The following is an 18,634-nucleotide window of genomic DNA, read 5'->3' as shown; positions in this document are numbered from 1 at the left end:
AAAGGCTGATGGGGCGATCGCTCAGAGGATCGCTTCCCGCCAGCCTGTAGGTACAGGAGGGGGGGATGACCAACGTCAGCGGCTGCGGAACCTGCCAGGCCTCCAGTCCCTTCAGGAATCGGTTCCACTGAAATACGCCTCGACGCGGCGGAGCCAGCCATGCAGGTCCGGCAACCCTTCCTCGAAATACTCGATGCCGCCCCAGCCGTCCTCCGCCGGGTCTCCCGGCCGGGGCAGCGGCGTGTCCTGGGCGTTCACGGCCACCGGCGCCTGTTGGGGCTGACCGGCAGGGAAGCGCACGCCGGCTTTGCCGCTGCGCTCCGCTTCGCGCATCTCCGCGAGATCGAGCAGGTTCTCGGTCTCCCGCATCCACTCGAAATAGCCTTCCGGGTCGAGTGCGAGCAGCGCCGCCATGGCTGCCTGCAGGCCCAGCCACGCCGCGGCGGTGTCGCCCAGGCAGGCGCGCAAACGCAGGTCGCGCACCGCCCCGCGCAGCGCGCCGGCGGCGCCCTGGTGCGTATCGATGTCCAGCCCGAACGCCGGGCGCCACTGCGCGGCCAGCCGCCAGGCCAGCGCCGCGTGGCCCCGGCTGTGCTCGGCCGCGCCGCCGGGGGTGAGCTGCACCAGGCTCCCGTCGTAGCGCGCCTAGCCGCTCGCGGCGCCGCAGCGCGTGATCTGCGCGTGTCCCCGCAGCAGCAGCCCGGCCGCGTTCACGCGCGCGTCACGCACGCAGCGGTCGATCGTCTTCTCGCTGCAGCCGCCCAGTTGGGCGAGCACGCCGCGGGTGACCATGAACGCGCTGGGGGCCTGACCGGGCGCGCGGCCGGTGATCAGCGCCCCCACCAGGGCCACGGCGGTCAGCAGCCCACGGGACGTCGCCGGCAGCTCACCCTGCCCGGCGGACCACAAGCGCGCCTGGGTGACCAGACCGGCCAGCCCGCCCAGTGTCACGGGGCCCGCGGGATCCTCAGGCGGGCCAGCGATCTCGTGCCACTCTCCACTCAGCTCGTCGTACGCCAGGTCGGGGGTCCACCCGAGGGTCTGCCGCTCCGCCGCCTGGGCGCGCTGACGGGCGTGGTGGAGGTCATTCAGCAGCGACACCGCCACCTGGTTCAGCAGCGGGGACTGCTGCTGGAACGGCTGGTTGCGGTCCACACCACGGGCCACCGCGGCCCGGGCGATGGTGCGGACGTTCGGTGACGTGGCCGCTTTCCGGGCAGAATGGGGGGGAGGGGAGAGGGGCATGGTGGCCATTTTGGGGTGCCCTGGGTCAGGTTCACACCCATGCCAGAACGCCCTGGTTGCGGGGCACTCTCATGCAGGCGCCGGCGTGTCGGGCGAGGACGGCCCAAAGGCGTGACAGACGCGGTCCGCGAATGTCCAGACTTCTCCAGGTACACTTCCCTGCCTTCGACAGCAGCCCTTTTTTATAGTGTGGACATGCCTTGCGCTGCCTCAGGGACGGCTTTTTGCGGAGGATGCCTTCCTGTTGCCGTGGGGCCCCAGGCCCCGCCCTGCCCAGTGGGCGTGCCAGCACGGTGCAGTCCGTGAGAATTTCCTTCCCAAACTCCATCGTCCGCCATTTCTTGGAACCGGTGCAACCCGGAACCTGCGCGGGGGTCGCTGGCCTGCCGCTGAGGTGGCCAGGACTGGCTTCTGGGGTCCGGCATACCAGCAGCCCAGACCCTTTCAAATTCAGGGCGCTTCCCGGGCGATCGGGAGCCCTCCATGAACACCACATTTCTGTCCGTCTTTTCCCAGAACCTGCGCGTCCAGCTGCGCCACCCACTGACCGGACATAACTACACCCTCCTGCGCGCCGTCGAAGTTGCAGCCGTATGCAACGAACCGCTCGTGTATGACGGCCTGTTCCGCGCCCGCCGGCAAGGACAGCCCTATGCCGTCACGGGGGCGGAGGCTTTCTGACCTCGGCCGCGGCGGGCTGGCGGGACGGCACGCACTTCGTGTTCCTGCTGTTTGACGACGCAGCACACGTGGTGGGCGCTCTGGACGTGAAATTGGCCGAGCGGGACACGGGCGAGGTGGGCGACTGGCTCGGCGCCGCGCACTGTAGGCTTCGTGCGCCTGTGGGCCAGACCCGACGCCGACAACAGCCGTTCGCTGGCGCTGCTGGACCGCGCGGGATTCAGCGCCTACGTCCCGGTCGACGCCCACGTGAACACGGCGTATCTCGAATGCCACCTCCGAGGCGAGCGCTGGTGGCGCCGGCACCAGCAGTGACCCGCCGGCCCACCTGCCAGGGTGAGTCCTGATATCTGCACCCGCAGGCGTCAGGTGGCTTGCAGGCTGCATCTCAGGCTTGCGCCAGCCCCTGCCTTGACGAATGGGTTGAGCGAAGTCGGGTCACGGCAGACATCGCTTTGCATTTTGTGTGTCCTGGATGCGGCATTCCTGTCGGGCGCTATGCTGCGCGGATGCCCGATCTTATCGGGGCGCCCGCCGCGCCTTCCTCCCTGGCTGAGCACCTCCAGGACGTCACCGAAGCCCTCGCTGCTGCCACCACTTCCGCGCAGGTCTTCGACATCGTCCTCCGGCCTGCCCTGGAGGCGGTGGGCGCGGTTGCCGGCGCCGTTCTGCTGGTAAGCCCCGCGGGCGATTGCCTCGAGATCGCGGCCACGCATGGGCACGCGGACGGTGCGCGGACGGTCTGGCAAGGTGGCCGGCTGGACGACCGCGTGCCTGCTGGGGACGCCCTGAAACAGCAGGTCGCATTGTTCTTCGAGGACGAGGACAAGTTGACGGCGGCGTATCCCGGGTTCGAGCAGCGTAGCAGTGCTGTGATCCCGGTGGCCAGCGCCGTCCTGCCGATGGTGCTGGCGGGGCAGGCCCTGGGCGTCATCATGCTGGAGTTCCGCGAACCGCATCACTTCACTCCAGGAGAAAAGCGCTTCCTGAGCATCCTGAGCACGCAGTGCGCCCTGGCCCTGGGCCGTGGGCGCCACTCGGCGGCCCTGCAAGGTCAGGTGGCCGCGCGCACCCTGGAGCTCGAGCAGGCCAGGGCCCGCGCCGAAGTCCTGGCCACCCTGGGTGACGCGTTGCAAGGCGCCCGCTCGCCGGACGCTGTGGCGGCCCTGGCCCTGGAGCCCCTGGCCCAGGGGCTGGGCTTGAGCAGCGCCATGGTCGTGCAACTGGGGCGCGGCGCCCTGGAGGCGGCGGCCAGCTGGGGGGAAGTCCTGCCCGCGGCGGCGCACTTGCAGGCCGGGGGCGCCGCTCTGGTGGAGGTGCCCGTGCTGGCCAGGGTCGCCCGCACGGACGAGGGGGAGTACCACGCCGATGACTGCGTGGCCTGGGGCGGGCCCACCAGCCTGCCCATGCGGGCGTTTGCGGTGGAGCCTATTCACACGCCCGGGGGCAGCGTGGCTGGGTTCCTGTGTGTCTGGCGGCGCTCGGAGGCCGAGCCCTGGCCAGGGGGCGACCGCGACCTGCTGCGCCGCGCGGCGGGCACCCTCGGTCAGGCCCTGGAGCGCACCCAGAACACCGCGCAACTCGAGTCCTACGCGCAGCAGATTGAGGAGCAACGCGCGGCGCTCGACGCCTTCGTCGCGTACAAGACCGCGGTGGGCAGCGAGAGCGACGTGCTGGCGCTGGCGCGCCAGGCCGTGAAGGTGGTGCGCGCGGGGCTGCCGCACGTGAGCGTGGCGTACTACGAACTGGACGGTGAATTGTGGACTGCGCGGGTGTGGTCTGACGATGTGCCGCCCGAGGTTGCCGCAGAAATTCAGGCGGGCGTTCCCGTTGACGCCCCCGACTTCAAAAAGGCGGCGCACACGCGCGCCGCGGTGTTTGCCGACGGGTGGGAGGCGGAAGGCAACGGTCTGCCCAGCACGGTGGCGTACGGCGCCGTCGCTCTTTTGCCGCTGGTCGTGAACGGCCAGACGCGCAGCCTCTTCGCCGCGGGCACCCGCGACGCCCATGCGTGGCAGGAGCGCGAGAAAGCCCTGATTCAGGCAGTGGTGCGCGGCCTGGATCTCACGCTGGACCGCACGGAAATCACCCGGCGTCTCCAGGAACAGAACGCCGAACTCGACGCGCGCTCCCGGGCACTGGAGGGCTTTGCCAACCTCACCCGCGACCTGAGCGTGGAGGTGGAGACACCCACCCTGGTGGCGCGCGCCCAGGAGGTGGTGATGTCGCTGCTGACGCCGGGCTACGCGCTGTACTACGAACGCCGCAGCGGGTTGTGGCGCAACACAGTGCAGACCGGGGCTCTGGGCCGCATGCCTGGTGAAGGGGAGGCGCTCCAGGCGGTGATCGACGCGGGCTTCCCGTACGACGGCCCGCAGAGCCTGGTCGTGCCCTGGACGACCCGTCAACCCTTCTACCAAGACACGTATCAGCGGGGCAGCGACACCGACGCGGCCATCGTGCAGCACGTCAACACCGTGGCCACCCTGCCGGTGTTCGTGAACGGTGAGATCGTGGGCATCATCTGCTTCGTGCTGTTCGACGCCCGCACCTGGACCGGCACCGACAAGGCGGTGATGGTCACCGTGGTGCGCAGTCTGGGGCTGGCCCTGGAGCGCGCGCGGGGCGTGGCGGAACTGACCCGGGTGTCGCGGTTCAACGAACTGGTGCTGAACAGCATCGGGGAGGGCCTGACGACCATAGACCGGCAGGGGCGCACCATGCTGGCCAATCCCGCGGCACTGAAGATGCTGGGCTACGCAGCGTCAGATTTTGTGGGCCGCCCGCAACACGCGCTGATTCACCACTCGTACCCGGACGGTTCTCCCTTCCCCCAGGAGCAGTGCGGCATCTACGCAAGCTTCGCGGACGGCTCAGTTCACACTGGAGCAGACGAGGTGTTCTGGCGCGCTGACGGAAGTTCCTTTCCGGTGGAGTACATCAGCACGCCCATCCTGAACGAGGCAGGGGAGACGGGAGGCTCGGTGCTGGTGTTCCGGGACGTGACCGAACGCCAGCGGGCTGAGGAGACGCTGAAACGGGCCAACGAGGAACTTCGCCGGTCCAATGCCGAGCTCGAACAGTTCGCGTACGTCGCCAGCCATGACCTGCAAGAACCCTTGCGGACGGTGACCAGCTTCTCGCAGCTGCTGGCCAGCCGCTATGCCGGGCAGATCGACGATAAGGGCCAGCTGTACATCCGTATGATGGGCGAGGGCACGGCCCGGATGTCCCAGCTGCTGCACGATCTTCTGGCGTTCTCGCGGGTGGCCAGCGGCGCGGCGCCGCCTGTGCGGGTGAACATGACCACCCTTCTGACCCAGGTGAGGCACGACCTGGACGCGCAGATTCAGCAGGCTGGCGGGGAGGTTGTTCTGGGCCAGGTGCCAGACGTGCTGGGCAACGCGTCCCAGCTGCACCAGCTGTTCCAGAACCTGATCGGCAACGCCCTGAAGTTCGCCCACGCCGGGCGCCCGCCCACCGTGCACGTCGAGGCCACGCGGGGCGGGGACTGGGTGCGCTTCAGCGTGCAGGACAACGGCATCGGGGTCGCGCCCGAATATTTCGAGCGCATCTTCACGATCTTCCAGCGGCTGCACACCCGCGAGCAGTACGAGGGCAGCGGCATCGGGCTGTCGATCGCCCGCAAGATTGTCGAGCGGCATGGGGGCCAGTTGTGGCTGGAGAGTACGCCGGGCGCCGGCACGACCTTCTTTTGCACCCTCCCGGCGCCGCGGGGCGCATGAGTCGGGCGCCCGCAAGACCGTGGTGCGGCATGGGGGCCGACTGTGGCTGGAAAGGACGCCGGGCGCCGGGCCGACGTGGGGCGATCAGGCCGTGCAGATTGACCGTGGTCCGGTACCGCCGGAAGATCCTGGGGTGATGCGGGTCCTGCTGGTCGAGGATCATGTGGTGGACGCCCTCCTGCTCTCGGAGTGGCTGGAGGGCCTGGCGTGAGAGGTCATTCACGTGCGGACCTTCGCGGCAGCGGCCTCGCGCTGGGAGGGGGACGGCTTCGGCGTCCTGCTGCTGGATCTGGCCCTGCCGGACGGCTTTGGATTGGACCTGGTGAGCCGGGGGCTGGCGCTGGCCGGCGAGGTGCCGGTGGTGGTGCTGAGCGGACTTGAGGATGGGGCGGTGGCCGCGCAGGCGGTGGAGCTGGGCGCGCGGGTCTACGTGGTCAAGGGCCCAGGCGCTGTGCAGGATCTGCGGGCGGTCCTGTAACAGCTGGGACGTTCAACTTTCCAGGCCACGCGCCGCTTCTCTGTCCGCCGGCACAAGCGGGCAAGCTGCGGAGACGTGTGTTTTTTGCACTTCGCGGCTCAGGACTGATTCGCAACTGGGCTTGAATCGAATCATGACGCCCGGCCCGTTCCAGGAGCCCACGAGGGTCCGGGATGGCTGGCGTCCGTCTGGAACCACGCCGCGTTCGGCCAGGGCCTGGCCGCACAGCAAAAGGGGGCGTTGGACGCGCTGGTGCCGGACATGCCGCAAAGCAGCGCGAGCGAGGGCGAGCAGTTGGACGCGCAGCAGGTGCGCTCTTTTCTCGCCGCCCGCCCTGGCCTGGAGCCAGCGGGATTTCCTGAGCGCGGCCTGCGCGCCGAAGGCCCGGCCACCTGACGCCACGCAGCGCTGTTCCCGATGGGGCGCGTATGTTGGGCGTCAGCGGGGCCTTTACGGCATTGATTGTGTTGCGCCGTCGCCCTCGCCAGCACTGAACCCGCCCATTGTCTGCTGGGCGCCCAGCTGGACCACCTTCCGTCGGCTGGCCAGGTGGGCATCGTGGCGGCGTTATCCAGGTGCTGGCCATGCGCAGTGGCGCTGGTGAACCGAACCGCCCTGAATGATCCAAGACGGTGTCGAGGTCCAGTCGGCGGCAGCGGTGTCTGAGCGGAATCTCGTCTCCGTGCCCAGCGTGACGGGGTTCCACGGCCAGCCTGAGTGGCGTGTGACTCAGACAGGGGACAACCGCTCCAGCGACTCAGGACGGGGAAAACGAACCTGGAACGAAGCGGCAGCGCGTGGGGCAACCAGGGGTCTGAAAAGGCGTTCTGGCTGGATGGTGATGCGGCGTCAGGGTGTCCAGGATCAATGGGGGATGAACGCTAACCAGAAATACAAATCCCCACATCTGGCTGCCCTGGCGGGCAGCGCTGCCGGGGGAAAGCCGGCAGACGCCCTGCGGGCCCTGCTCGGGGTCGGTGACCTTCCCCACGCTGAGTGCGTGCCGCCTGTTCTGGACCTGGCCGAGCGCGCCATGGGCGGCCAGTTTGGCCTGAGCGCGCGTCTGAACCGCGGAGCCGGGGAGCTCAACCGCCTGGTGGCCCTGGCACACCGGGCGAAGCCGAACGGACTGGACCGCGCCACCCTGCTTGCGGCCCACCAGACGGTTGGACTCGTGACCGGACATCTGCTCAGCCTGGCGGAACTGGTCGCCCTGACCCAGGGTGCTGGACGGCCGATCCTCGACCTGTACATGGTTCGCTACCGCCTGTTGAGCGGCTCCGGCCCGCTGGACGGACGCGCCACGCCGCACGTCTGGCAGCGGCTGGACCGTGCCGATCAGGCGTCGCGTCTTGTGGAGTGGCCGACGCCCGTGTCTGTGCGCCACCAGGACATTGCGACGCGGGATCGTCAGGTCGACGCCCTGCCGAACATCAATCTGCGACTGGGCCGACAGGGGGGCGACGGTTCACGTCGCCCCCCTGCCCCTTCAACTACTGCGCAACAGGTCTTCAGATGAGCGGGCCCGGACTCACCCGGCCGGGCCCGCTTGGGCTGTAATTCCATCGCACGCCATCTCACAGCGTTGCGCCTTGCCCCAGGGGCCTGTGCAGGAGTGAGCTTCCGCCCCGGCAGAACGTGCAAAGCGAGGTTCGCCTGCTCTGGAGGGTGATGTCTGTAGGGGTCCTCCCCTGATTCATGAGTCGCACACGTTCTGATGGGGAGGTGAAAGTCCGCCTGGGGCTATACCGTCCGGCCATGACTTCCCCCCCCGAGATTTCGCGCCTGACTAAGGTGATGCCTGCTGAGATTCTGGCCCTGGCGTTGGCCGGGCGCGCCCCCCGGCTTTGCACCCTGCACTTGACGGCCCGTACCCTCCAGGCGGCCCCCGAGTTGCAGCCCCGCCTGCTGGGCCACATCACGGACGGCCCCTCTGAACTGGCCCGACTGATGGGACTGGACGAACCGCTGGCCTGGGCCCTGTGGGGCCTGTGGTACGGTATTCAGCACGAACCGGTGTCCGCCCGGATCGCTCAGCTGGACCGCCAGTTGCACGTGGACGTGTTCCTGACGTCCGGTTATGGCCACCTGCGGGAGGAATACGAGCGCGAACACGGTCTGATCTGAGCCGCATCTCGTTGCTTTCCGGCCGCCGCTGACGTGCCGCTTGATGCAATGGCTGCAGCTCATGCTAGACATGAACAGGGCAGCTGCTCGCCACTGTCGGGACCGACCACTCTCAGGACGCTGAGGCAGCATGGACGGTGGTCCGCGCCCTGAATTGGTGGGCTGGTCCGCTGGATTCGGAGGGGGCTGGCGCCAACCCGCGACGCAGCACGAGACAAACGAGAGGCCGCGTCTCTGTCGGGGAGACGCGGCTTGAAGGCGGTGTGGCCTCGGCTGCCAGCGAGCGCTTCCCTCGCCACGCGGCAACAGACACGGCAATCCCGGGGCTGTTCGGCCGCGGAGCAGCGCAGCGCATGTCCAGCAATACGAAAGAGAATTGTTAGACCTCAGCCCCGACACTTTCCAGTAGACAGTTGCTGAACTTGATGTGGTGCAGGCACATGTCGGTCTTCACCTTGTCACATCATCTCTAGGAGATCCGCTTGTATGCGACTACCTGCCCTCTTTCTTCTCACCACGCTGCTGTTGGCCGGTTGTCAACAAAGTGCCAGCGGACCCCCGATTCCAGCTCAACCCACGGTTCCGACACCCACACCGGCGACGCAAGTCGTGGTCGGCGCCCCCATTGCGGTCACCTTCAGCGGTCTTGACCGCGCGCTGCCCTCCGTCAGTGTCCGTTCCCTGGGTCAATTCAAGGGTCAGGCCTTGACCAACACAGGTGGAGTGACGGTCGGCTCTACGCCCACAGTGCGGAGCAGCACGGATATCATCCCGCCAGGGCAGGCCCGCACGGCGGGTTACCGTTATCTGCACGTGACGCTGCCCGTCAGCGTCACAGGCGCGGCCATCACCAACCTCACGCTGCTGGGGGCCGCCCTCACGGGCAACTCCGCAGACAGCGCAGTCCTGAGCCTGGAGAAATATCCGGGTGGAACCGCAGCGCCCTATACGTCCGCGGAACTGTCCACTCTTGCGGCGGCGATCAATCCTGCCAGTCCGGTGACCCAAGACATCTTCACCCAGACGCCCGCGCTGGTGCCAGGCGAGGAAGACGCCCTCCAACTGTACGACGAGAGCGACATCAGCGGCCTGACTCTTCCCAGTGGTCAGACAGGCAGCGTCTTGCCTTACGGATTTGTGGGGCACGCGGGCGCCAGCCGCACGATCCCAGTGGGCACCGATACGGGCACCGTTACGCTGTCCATCAAGATTCCTTTACAGGCCCAGGCCAAAGATGATCCATACACCGTCGCCCTGACCTTCGTGCCCGTTCAGGACACGGTGACGAGCATCACGGAATCTCCGCAGGCTCAGCTCCCCGGAAACCAAGCTGCATTCCAGGCGGCCATTGACCGTCTGGGTACCCCTGTCCTGAAAACACTGCCTGGAACAACACGGACAGGCACGATCTTCTGTGGCGTTCGGACAGCAGGCGCACCCAACGCGGCGACGGCCTCGCTTGATGGATCGGTTGCTCCGGTGAGTCTGGCCGTGGGGGCCACAGCCAGAATTCCTGCCAATGCCACAGCCTGCCTGACTGGGGGCACGGGCGGCGCGGATTACACGATCATTCCCTTCAATACGTCCATCACAGCCAGCCGATCATTGACGGTCACCACCTCCAACACGACCGCCACCGTCGGGGCGCAGTCCCTCCAGGAGGGCGGCCCTGTCAGGACCCTGTCGGCAGACCGCAGCACACCAGCAGGGCTGACTCTCGCTGGAGTACAGACTCAGCAGACGTCAAATTCGCAGGTCACCACTGAGAGCGTAACCTCACCTCTCGCCAGGCTACAGCCACAAGGCCTGCCGTCAGGAACGCCACCCGTCGGTTCGCAAGTCGTGATCGAGACGAGCATGGGCTGTACGGATACGCCCAGCCCCCGCACCGGAACCGTTCGTGCCGTCGGCCCCAACGCCGTTCTGGTGACCGATGACCTCAATCCAGCGGGCGGTCTGACCCTCCCGGACTACCAGGAAATTGTCGATACCGTCACCAACGTCATCTGGCCTTCCATCACAGAAAATCTGGGCCTGCCTGCCGACGCGGACAACAACGGCGGGCGCGTCGTTCTGTTTTATACCTCCGCCGTCAATGCCATGACGCCAGCGGGCGCGTCCAATCCAGTCGTTGGTTACTCCCTGGCCCGCGACGAGTACGCCACGGCCAGCTGCGCGCTCAGCAACGTGGGTGAGGTCATTTACCTGGCGGCAGCCGACCCCACGGGCAGCGTGAACAGCAACGTCCGGACAGTCTCTTTTATCAAGGGACAGGCGCCGTTGATGATTTCCCGTGAACTCTCGCGCGTGATCAACAACTCGCGCCGGATCCGCGACACGGGCGCGCCCCTGGAGGAGGCGTGGCTCAGCGAGGGCCTCGCAGACAGCGCGGCTGAATTTGTCTTCTATAAGGCGACGAATATGACTGCTGTGGGCACGGCCATCACGCCGGGCCTGAATCCCCGCAGCAATATTGCCCTGAGCGATCTGACCACGGGCAGCAATGCCAGCCGCCGGGTGGGGGCGTTCAATACGTACGTCAATCTGGACTACGGCCTTTACCGGACGTTCCTCCAGAATCCGAACCAGATCGGGCCGTACTGGGTGAACCCCAGCACGGCCAACTTGACGAATGCTGGGCGCGGGGCAGCCTGGAACTTCCTGCGTTACGCGGTGGACCGGTACGTCCAGACCACGGGAAAGACGGAAGCCAGCTTCTGGAAAGCGCTGGTCGACTCCAACACGACGGGTCTGACCAACTTACAGGGCGTCCTTGGGGCGGACCCCGTGACCTGGATGAACGATTGGGCCGTGGCTGCGTACGCCGACGATGCCGTCCCGGGCATCGCTTCCGTCTTCAATGCACCCAGCTGGAACTACCGCTCGGTCTTCGCGGGTCTCAGCGGCTTTCCCCTCAACCGCCGTGCCCTGACCAGCGGCACACCGTTGACCCTGACCTATGAGAAGACGTCCGCCAGTTACCTGCGCGCCCGCGTCAACGCCAATCAGCAGGCGGGCGTGACGGTGACTTCACCCGAGCCGGGCGACTTCACCGTCACGGTGCTGCGAACGCAATAGGAGTGCCATGAAGAAACTTTTGCCTGTCTTTCTTGGCGCGCTCCTTCTCGGAGCATGCAATCAACCGCTGAGCCAGCCGGCGCCCACCGCGACGACGCTCACGCCCGTTGGCCAGCCGTTCACACTGACGTTCACAGGACTGGGGACAGCTGCATTTGAGGTTCAGTTGACCCCCCCATTGGGTGGGCAGACCCTGACCGACCAGCAGGGTCAGGTTGTTCCCGTACGCGTGCTTGGTAGGGGCAGCGTAGATATCGTTCCCAGCGGTCAGCCCCGGACGGCGGGATTCCGGTACGTGTACTCGGTGGTCAGCGTCACCAGCTCCGCTGCGCTGAGCAACGTCAGCTTTGTGGGTGTCCGCACAACGAGCAGCTTGCCCGTTAATACGAATGATACGGCCATCAGTGCCATGGTTCGCGCTCCAGGCGCGCCCCTTTACACTCCGGCGGAACTCAACGTCCTCTCCCTGAACACCCAACCGGCTCAGGCCAGCACCGTCAATCCCACCACCGGCGCGCTTCAAGTTCTGCGCAACACCGACGACACGGTGCAGTACCTCCCGGAAAGTGACCTGTTCACCCCGCCGGGCATGCTGGGCCTGCTGCCGTACGGCTTTACGGTCCTCAACAGCAGTGGCGCAGGCCGGACCCTCGCCATCGGCACAGAAGCCAACCGGATGGTGATTGGCATGAAGGTGCCCTTACAAGTGAACTCGCAAGATGATCCTTACGCGTTCAGCTTCACGTCCATTCCCGTCAGTGACAGTGAAACCCGTGTGACCCAGAGCCTCGAAGGCGTGCAGAGCACCAACAACACTGGTGTACAGGCGCGGGCCAGCGAGCTGAAGGGCACCATCACCGTCTTGAGCGGAAGCCCACTTGCGGGTGACCTGGTCCTGTCGGGTGTGCGGACGGCGGGTAAAGTGGGGACCGCCACGCGGGTCATAACACTCCCCACGCCCCCCTGAAGCATTCCTGGGGCCCCTCTGGGCGAAGCAGATCATTGTGTTTGTTAGGGAATTGTGTCTTTAAAAATCACGTCATTAACGGAGAACTATGATGAAGAAACGACAGGCGATGTGGATGTTGATGCTGGGCCTCTCGGTGGCTCAGGCACAGAGCGGCGGTGAGGTAACGATTCCCACCCCCGCGGGGCTGACTTTATCTGCCGCTGACGAGGGGAAAGTGCTCATCGTGCGCCAAGGCAAGCTGGTGCTGATTGATCCCCGAACGATCCCCAACTTACGTGGCCCTGTAGGACCGCAGGGTCCTGCTGGAGACAGAGGTGCGGTGGGTGCTACAGGCGCACAAGGACCTACCGGAAAGGGAGAGAAAGGCGATGCTGGGGCAGCAGGTCCCCAGGGCCCAGCCGGAGCCAGGGGCGAGACAGGTTCAGCCGGTGCGACGGGTCCACAGGGTCCAGCCGGTGCCGTTGGTTCGCAGGGTCCAGCGGGACCGGCGGGCGATAAAGGCGAGCCTGGTGCACAAGGCCCAATCGGTCTGACGGGTCCAGCTGGTGCTGTTGGTTCGCAAGGTCCAGCGGGACCGGTGGGTCCGCAGGGGAACACGGGTGCGGTCGGTCCAGTTGGTGCCGTTGGTGCTGTTGGTTCGCAGGGTCCAGCGGGACCGGCGGGCGATAAAGGCGAGCCTGGTGCACAAGGCCCAATCGGTCTGACGGGTCCAGCTGGTGCTGTTGGTTCGCAGGGTCCAGCGGGACCGGCGGGCGATAAAGGCGAGCCTGGTGCACAAGGCCCAATCGGTCTGACGGGTCCAGCTGGTGCTGTTGGTTCGCAAGGTCCAGCGGGACCGGCGGGCAATAAAGGCGAGCCTGGTGCACAAGGCCCAATCGGTCTGACGGGTCCAACTGGTGCTGTTGGTTCGCAAGGTCCAGCGGGACCGGTGGGTCCGCAGGGGAACACGGGTGCGGTCGGTCCAGCTGGTGCCGTTGGTGCTACTGGTCCCCAAGGTCCAGCTGGTCCCCAGGGTCCAATTGGGCCAGCTGGTCCCCAAGGCCCTGAAGGACCACAGGGTCCTCAAGGACCAGCTGGCCCAAGCGTCATACCTCTAGGCCGAATGAAACACCTTTTTGAAACGCCGCTACTTTAAAGCACCGTGCAACGTAACCTGAACATCGCCCCGCATGAGCGGGGCGATGTCGTGTGTGACCGCCAGACCGCGTCTGGGCCCGCGGGCTCTCGGGCAGTCAAGGCGGGCGCGACCGGATCCGTCGGTGGCGGCCCTGAACCTGAATAGCCCCTGGCCCACGCTGTTCGCAAGGAAAGACAGGGCGGCCGCGCGCGACAGACTGGGCCGGTCCGGTCCTTGAAAGGGCGACGGGACCAGCCAACGCAGGCGCGGCCCACCTCCCTGTGCCGGGCCCCGGCAAGGTCGCGCCGCCCTGGCGGCCGGGTGCGGTAAGGTCACACCACATCGCCGCCGTTCCCCGCCTTCAAGGAGTGTTTCCCATGTCGCTTCCCGAGACCCTGCTGCTCCGTCAGCCGGCCCTGAGTGCCGAGCACCTCGCCTTCGTGTATGCCGGAGACCTCTGGCTCACTGGTCACCGTGGACAGAACGTCCGGCGCCTGACGGCCACACCCGGCCACAAGCAGACGCCGCACTTCTCGCCGGACGGACAATTCGTGGCCTTCAGCGGCAACGATGACGGAGCCGCGAGCGTCTACGTCGTGCCGGTCGAGGGCGGCACGCCCCGGCGCCTCACCTTTCACCCGGGCGACGACCTGGTGCGCGGCTGGACGCCCGCGGGTGAGGTGCTGTTCGCCTCCGCCCGCCACACCATCTCCGCGCGCGTTCGCCGCCTCTACACGCTGTCCCCGGAAGGCGGGCACCCGGCAGCCCTGCCCATGCCGATGGCCGAGCGCGGCGCCTATTCCCACGACGGCCGCCTGGCCTACACGCCGTTCGCCGAGCCGTTCTGGTCCTGGAAGAGATACCGGGGCGGCATGACCGTGCCGATCCGCCTGCTCGATCAGGACACGCTCGACGAGACCGAGGTCCCGCACGAGAACGCGACCGACACCTTTCCCTGCTGGCTGGACGGCACCCTGTATTTCCTCTCGGACCGCCGCGGGGTGGTAAACGTCTGGCAGCACGGGCCGGGAACCGGCGACGTCAGGCAACTCACCTTCCACGACGACTTCGACGTGCGCTCGCTCACGGCCGGCGCCGGCCGCCTCGCCTACGAGCAGGGGGGACGGGTCCATTTCCTGACGCCCGGTGAGGCGCCCGAGCCCCTGCAGATCACGGTGAACGCCGACCTGCCCAACCTGCGGCCCCGCCGCGTGAAGGCCGCGCCACACGTCACGTCGTTCGGCCTCTCGCCCACCGGGGCGCGGGCCGTGTTCGCCGCCCGCGGCGAGATCGTGACGGTACCTGCCGGCAAGGGCGATCCCCGCAACCTCACGAACACGCCCGGCGTCTTTGCGCGGGACCCGGCGTGGTCGCCGGACGGACAGTCCGTCGCGTACCTGTCCGACGCGGGCGGCGAGTACCGGCTCGTGGTCGCCGACCAGAAGGGCGCCGTTCTCCGCACCTACCCGCTGAGTGAAACGCCGACCTTCTACTACAGTCCGGTCTGGTCCCCGGACGGCACCCGCATCGCCTTTACCGACAAGGCGCTGAACCTGGCGTACGTCGTGCTGGAGACGGGCGAGGTGACGCGGGTGGACACCGACACCTACGACCACCCGCAGCGCAGCCTGGATCCGGCGTGGTCGCCGGACGGACAGTGGCTCACCTACACCCGGCGCCTGCCGAACCACCTGCGGGCCGTGTTCGTCCACGACGTGTCCCGCGGCGGGTCGCATCAGGTCAGCGACGGCATGAGCGACGCGGTCAGTGCCCGCTTCAGCCGGGACGGGCGCCTGCTGTACTTCGCGGCGAGCGTGAATTACGGCCTGAACACCGGCTGGCTCGACATGTCCTCCTACGAGCGGCGGGTCACGCGCAGTCTGTACGTGGCGGTCCTGCGCCGGGGTGACCCCTCGCCCCTGGCGCCGCAGAGTGACGAGGAACCCGGGACGCGGCCCGAACCCGGCGCCCCCGAGTCCGGCAGTCCGGTGGCGGCGCCTGCGCCGGAGCCGGTGCGCATTGACCTTGACGGGCTGGGCCAGCGCATTGTCGCCCTGCCGGTGCCTCCCGGCGAGTACTCGCGTCTGGAGTCCGCCGAGGACCGCCTGTTCTACCTGGAGCGCGACCCCACCGCCGAGGTCAACCCGGAGCAGGCCCCCGAGCGGCACGTGCTGCGCGTCTGGAACACCAGGGAGCGCGAGGCGTGCGCGTTCATGCCGGGGGTCAGCGACTACCGGGTCAGCGCCGACGGGAAGCGGCTGATGTATGCCAGCGGGCAGCCCGCCACGTACGCCGTCGTCGGCGTGACCGACACGCCGAAACCTGAGGACGGCCGCCTGAACCTGGACAGCGCCCGGGTGCGCGTCGACCCGCGCGCCGAGTGGGCGCAGATCTTCGAGGAGGGCGTGCGCATTCACCGCGACTTCTTCTACGACCCTGAGATGCACGGACTGGACTGGGTGGCGGTGGCTGAACGCTACCGGGCCTTCCTGCCGCACGTCGGGCACCGCGAGGACCTGAACTTCCTGCTGGCCGAGCTGTCGGGCGAACTGGTCGTGGGGCACGCCTATGTCACGGGAGGGGACGTGCCGCGCGGGGAGGACCCACGCGTCGGGCTGCTGGGGGCCGATTACGAGATCGCGGACGGCCGCTACCGCTTCCGGCGCATCCTCAGCGGCCTGAACTGGAACCCGGACCTGCGCGCGCCCCTGACCGAGCCCGGGGTCAATGTCCGTGACGGCGAGTACCTGCTGGCGGTCAATGGCCGGCCGCTGCACGCACCTGAGAACCTCTACGCCCTGTTCGAGCAGACCGCCGAGCGCGTCACCGAGCTGCGCGTGGGCCCCACGCCGGATGAGGCCGACGCGCGCACGGTCACCGTGCGTCCGGTGGCCGACGAGCGCCGCCTGCGGCTGCAGGCCTGGATCGAGGCGAACCGCCGCCGCGTGGACGAGCTGTCCGGGGGGCGCGTCGCGTACGTCTACATGGCCGACACCGCCCGCGCCGGCTACGAGGCCTTCAATCGGTACTACTTCTCGCAACTGGACCGGCAGGGCGTCGTGCTCGACGAGCGTTTCAACGGGGGCGGCTCCGTCGCGGACTACGTGGTGGATCTGCTGGACCGGCCCCTGCTGAGCCTCTGGGCGACGCGTGAGGGCCGCCCCTTCGCGTCGCCCAATGCGTCGATCTTCGGTCCCAAGGCCATGGTCATCAACGAGCTTGCTGGCTCCGGCGGGGACGCCCTGCCGCATTTCTTCCGGCGGCGCGGGCTGGGCCCCATCGTCGGGAAGCGCACCTGGGGCGGCTTGATTGGCATCTACGACTATCCGCCCCTGATCGACGGCGGCACGCTCACCTCACCGCGCCTGGCCATCTTCAGCCCGGAGGGCGAGTGGGAGGTGGAGAACGTGGGCGTCGCGCCCGATATTGAGGTCGAGTTCACCACGAAGCTCGCCGCCCAGGGCCGCGACCCACAGCTGGAGCGCGCCGTGCAGCTGGTCCTGACCGCCCTGGAGGCCAACCCGCAGCCGCGGGTGCCGCGCCCCGCGCCCGATCCCCGGGCCGTTCGCGAACCGGCGGGGGACGGGGACTGGGCGCCAGACGCCGCGCGTGACAGCAAATGACAGAAGAGTTGCGTTGGGAAGTCAGGTGTCATCAACTCCCGGACCGACACCAGGCCATCCAGAATTCTTCCAGGATTGCGCATCTTTTCTGCTAGAACTTGGCGCTGACCTTGAGCTGGCTTAATTTCAGGGAATCGCCCAACACGCTGCTGCCGCTCAACACCTGTACTCCGAAGTACCCGTGCCCGGCTCTGGCCGCCTCATCAAGCGCCTGGCCCGAAAGAATCAGGTCCGTGACCTTCCCATTTTGCAAGTTGAGTGTGCCGATACGCTGGGCGCTTTCGCCGTCGGGAGCGCAGAATTGTGCCGACATACCCGAGACGCGATCACACGAGGGCAGGCTGCTGCGAAGGAAGATGGCCACGCTCCTCAGATTGCCCGCACCGGAGTACAGCGCCTGACCACTCAGCGAGACGTTGCTCAGGACATCGGGCATCGTGGCACCGTCAAAAGCATCGTCACCATCGTAAATCACAGCATTTTGCGCGCTGGTGCTGACGGGCAGGCTCAGGGTCTGGTCAGGGATGGCAACCGGAGGCAACGACACGATGCCGCAGCCCGATAGCAGGGCAGTGGCGGCAACAGGCAACAGCGATCTGTTCATGCGTTAAGCGTAAGGCTGGCCTCTTAAAGCAGTCTGACATCAGCCTCAAAAGCCTTGAATGAGGGAGATCCTGCTCCTGACCAGACCTGTGCAGTTGACCGATACTCATGTTCAGGGCGAGATCGTCAGCAGCTTGACCCTGGAGCATTTGACAGAAAAGAAGCTCCAATCGAATCAAATTCGGGATGGCCTCGAACTACTCCAGAGGTTGCCCTGGCTTCATTCTGAAACACAACTATTCTGCCATTTGCTGCGGTGCCCGAATGGGAGGGTCGGGTGGGCGTGTTGGCCGGGTGAGGCGGCTCGTCGCCTGAACGGTGGATCACGGCGCCCGGCTGCTCCAGGTGGGTCTGCGGGTCCGCTGAAGCCGGAGGGCGCTGGCACTGCCCAGCGACGCAGCGCCAACCCAACGAAAGGCCGCGCCCCTGTCGGGGGGACGCGGCCTGAAGGCGGTGCGGGCTCAGGTGCCGGCGAGGACTTCTCTGGCCAGGCGGCTCGCCACGGCACCGTCGTAACGTCCGTCGTACTGGGCCTTGAGCACCTTCATCACGGCGCCGATGTTGCCAGCGCCGCCCGTCACGGCCGCCGTAATGGCCGCGCTCAGGTCGGCCTCGGACATCAGCAGGGCCGATTTCTCGGCGTCCTGCTGCGCCTTGATCCCGCTGCCCTCGTCATGCAGCGCCTGGAGAATGCCCAGTTCCCGGCCCGCCACGTCGGTGCTGCGGCCCAGCGTGGTGAGATCCTGAACTTCTTTTTCCAGTGACGCGCGCTGCGCGCCGGTGACGCCGGCGATCAGGTCAAGCTGGGGCGTGGCCGGCTTGTTCTTGGCCTGGGTCTCGGCGTCGCCCAGCACGCGGCCCAGCACGGCGGCTTCGGCGGCGGCGTGGGGATCGGTGCGGGCGGCCTTGCGGGCCGTCAGGTGGCGGGTTTTCAGGGTGGTCAGGTCCATGGTGGGGCTCCTTTTT

Annotated in this window: 14 protein-coding genes; 9 read left to right on the top strand and 5 right to left on the bottom strand. The window is 67.2% G+C overall.

The features are described 5' to 3' along the window. Positions 1 to 111: 111 nt before the first annotated feature. Positions 112 to 624: a hypothetical protein gene (locus tag IEY31_RS04385; protein ID WP_188969359.1), complete on the bottom strand. Its 513-nt coding sequence runs from the start codon at positions 622 to 624 to the stop codon at positions 112 to 114. A gap of 21 nt (positions 625 to 645) precedes the next feature. Further along, complete coding sequence (locus tag IEY31_RS04380; protein ID WP_188969358.1) at positions 646 to 1,245, bottom strand: hypothetical protein; 600 nt, start codon at positions 1,243 to 1,245, stop codon at positions 646 to 648. Positions 1,246 to 1,728: 483 nt separating this feature from the next. Between IEY31_RS04380 and IEY31_RS04375 the strand changes: the two genes are divergently transcribed. From IEY31_RS04375 to IEY31_RS04335, 8 genes are all read left to right on the top strand, one after another. Further along, a complete protein-coding gene (locus IEY31_RS04375; protein ID WP_188969357.1) occupies positions 1,729 to 1,926 on the top strand; it encodes a hypothetical protein in 198 nt (65 codons plus the stop codon). A gap of 509 nt (positions 1,927 to 2,435) precedes the next feature. Beyond that, a complete protein-coding gene (locus IEY31_RS04365; protein WP_188969355.1) occupies positions 2,436 to 5,672 on the top strand; it encodes an ATP-binding protein in 3,237 nt (1,078 codons plus the stop codon). Between the two features lie 223 nt (positions 5,673 to 5,895). Next, the gene (locus IEY31_RS04360; RefSeq protein WP_229723311.1) at positions 5,896 to 6,150 is read left to right on the top strand and encodes a response regulator; all 255 of its coding nucleotides are present in this window, start codon (positions 5,896 to 5,898) and stop codon (positions 6,148 to 6,150) included. Positions 6,151 to 6,327: 177 nt separating this feature from the next. After that, positions 6,328 to 6,546, top strand: a complete 219-nt coding sequence (locus IEY31_RS04355) for a DUF4172 domain-containing protein (protein ID WP_308424308.1) — start codon at positions 6,328 to 6,330, stop codon at positions 6,544 to 6,546. 478 nt (positions 6,547 to 7,024) lie between these two features. After that, positions 7,025 to 7,669, top strand: coding sequence for a hypothetical protein (locus IEY31_RS04350; protein WP_188969353.1), 645 nt, complete (start codon positions 7,025 to 7,027; stop codon positions 7,667 to 7,669). Between the two features lie 239 nt (positions 7,670 to 7,908). Beyond that, positions 7,909 to 8,277, top strand: a complete 369-nt coding sequence (locus tag IEY31_RS04345; RefSeq protein WP_188969352.1) for a hypothetical protein — start codon at positions 7,909 to 7,911, stop codon at positions 8,275 to 8,277. A 723-nt stretch (positions 8,278 to 9,000) separates the two neighbouring features. Beyond that, positions 9,001 to 11,355 carry a hypothetical protein gene (locus tag IEY31_RS04340; RefSeq protein ID WP_188969351.1) on the top strand — a complete coding sequence of 785 codons (2,355 nt, stop codon included), beginning with the start codon at positions 9,001 to 9,003 and terminating at the stop codon, positions 11,353 to 11,355. A 166-nt stretch (positions 11,356 to 11,521) separates the two neighbouring features. After that, positions 11,522 to 12,322, top strand: a complete 801-nt coding sequence (locus IEY31_RS04335) for a hypothetical protein (protein ID WP_188969350.1) — start codon at positions 11,522 to 11,524, stop codon at positions 12,320 to 12,322. Between the two features lie 424 nt (positions 12,323 to 12,746). Here IEY31_RS04335 and IEY31_RS18905 read toward each other — a convergent pair whose 3' ends face one another. Further along, positions 12,747 to 13,319, bottom strand: a complete 573-nt coding sequence (locus tag IEY31_RS18905; RefSeq protein ID WP_268238919.1) for a hypothetical protein — start codon at positions 13,317 to 13,319, stop codon at positions 12,747 to 12,749. A gap of 500 nt (positions 13,320 to 13,819) precedes the next feature. On the opposite strand from IEY31_RS18905, the gene IEY31_RS04325 reads away from it, so the two are divergent. Next, positions 13,820 to 17,065 carry a S41 family peptidase gene (locus tag IEY31_RS04325; protein ID WP_188969346.1) on the top strand — a complete coding sequence of 1,082 codons (3,246 nt, stop codon included), beginning with the start codon at positions 13,820 to 13,822 and terminating at the stop codon, positions 17,063 to 17,065. A 91-nt stretch (positions 17,066 to 17,156) separates the two neighbouring features. Here IEY31_RS04325 and IEY31_RS04320 read toward each other — a convergent pair whose 3' ends face one another. Both IEY31_RS04320 and IEY31_RS04315 read right to left on the bottom strand, forming a co-directional pair. Continuing rightward, positions 17,157 to 17,669 (bottom strand): hypothetical protein, encoded by a 513-nt coding sequence (locus IEY31_RS04320; protein ID WP_188969345.1) that lies wholly within the window; start codon positions 17,667 to 17,669, stop codon positions 17,157 to 17,159. A 460-nt stretch (positions 17,670 to 18,129) separates the two neighbouring features. Beyond that, positions 18,130 to 18,618: a GatB/YqeY domain-containing protein gene (locus IEY31_RS04315; protein WP_188969344.1), complete on the bottom strand. Its 489-nt coding sequence runs from the start codon at positions 18,616 to 18,618 to the stop codon at positions 18,130 to 18,132. Positions 18,619 to 18,634: the final 16 nt, after the last annotated feature.

This window comes from Deinococcus aerolatus, from assembly GCF_014647055.1.
Lineage (GTDB): Bacteria > Deinococcota > Deinococci > Deinococcales > Deinococcaceae > Deinococcus > Deinococcus aerolatus.
This window is presented reverse-complemented; position numbering and strand designations above follow the sequence as displayed.

Excerpts from the sequence above, each read along its gene's own strand:
- IEY31_RS04365 (WP_188969355.1), top strand. The coding sequence starts at position 2,436 with ATGCCCGATCTTATCGGGGCGCCCGCCGCGCCTTCCTCCCTGGCTGAG.
- IEY31_RS04315 (WP_188969344.1), bottom strand. The coding sequence starts at position 18,618 with ATGGACCTGACCACCCTGAAAACCCGCCACCTGACGGCCCGCAAGGCC.
- IEY31_RS04320 (WP_188969345.1), bottom strand. The coding sequence starts at position 17,669 with ATGAACAGATCGCTGTTGCCTGTTGCCGCCACTGCCCTGCTATCGGGC.
- IEY31_RS04345 (WP_188969352.1), top strand. The coding sequence starts at position 7,909 with ATGACTTCCCCCCCCGAGATTTCGCGCCTGACTAAGGTGATGCCTGCT.
- IEY31_RS04380 (WP_188969358.1), bottom strand. The coding sequence starts at position 1,245 with ATGCCCCTCTCCCCTCCCCCCCATTCTGCCCGGAAAGCGGCCACGTCA.
- IEY31_RS04350 (WP_188969353.1), top strand. The coding sequence starts at position 7,025 with ATGAACGCTAACCAGAAATACAAATCCCCACATCTGGCTGCCCTGGCG.
- IEY31_RS04375 (WP_188969357.1), top strand. The coding sequence starts at position 1,729 with ATGAACACCACATTTCTGTCCGTCTTTTCCCAGAACCTGCGCGTCCAG.
- IEY31_RS04325 (WP_188969346.1), top strand. The coding sequence starts at position 13,820 with ATGTCGCTTCCCGAGACCCTGCTGCTCCGTCAGCCGGCCCTGAGTGCC.